The organism is Ochrobactrum sp. SFR4, from assembly GCF_019730395.1.
GTDB lineage: Bacteria > Pseudomonadota > Alphaproteobacteria > Rhizobiales > Rhizobiaceae > Pseudochrobactrum.
In genome coordinates, this window is the sequence record NZ_JAAPBB010000290.1 from 1 (window position 1) to 401 (window position 401).

Here is a 401-nt window from a genome sequence, read left to right on the forward strand (position 1 = left end):
GGAAACGGTAATTATTGCCTGTCCATTCGCCTTTTCCGGTGTCAAAAGTCATGACACGGAGGAAGTCGCCTTCCGGCTTGCCGCTCTCATCGTAAAGTGGTTTTTCCAGCATTGCCCAAAGCTGATTGGTTTTTGGCTGCAAGGCCATGCCTTCATAACCACCGGAACGCTGAACACGATAATCTTTACCGGCAACGGCCGGTACAACTGTCCCCGGTGTATCAGGGCCGGTCAGTTGTTTGCCATCGAGCATGGTCGGATAGACAGCTTTCACGCGGCCATCAAGACCCGCGCGGATGATATAAGGTCCGAACTCATCACCGATCCAAATCTCATCATTAAGATATTGAATGCTTTCCGGATCGAAATCAGCACCGGTCAGATAGCGGCTGTCTGTACCT

General features: G+C 51.4%; 1 protein-coding gene. It reads right to left on the minus strand.

Features of this window, described 5'->3' with window-relative positions; genetic code table 11:
* A partial coding sequence (locus HBA93_RS19035) for an esterase-like activity of phytase family protein (protein WP_221724343.1) occupies window positions 1-401 on the minus strand: 401 nt, incomplete at both ends.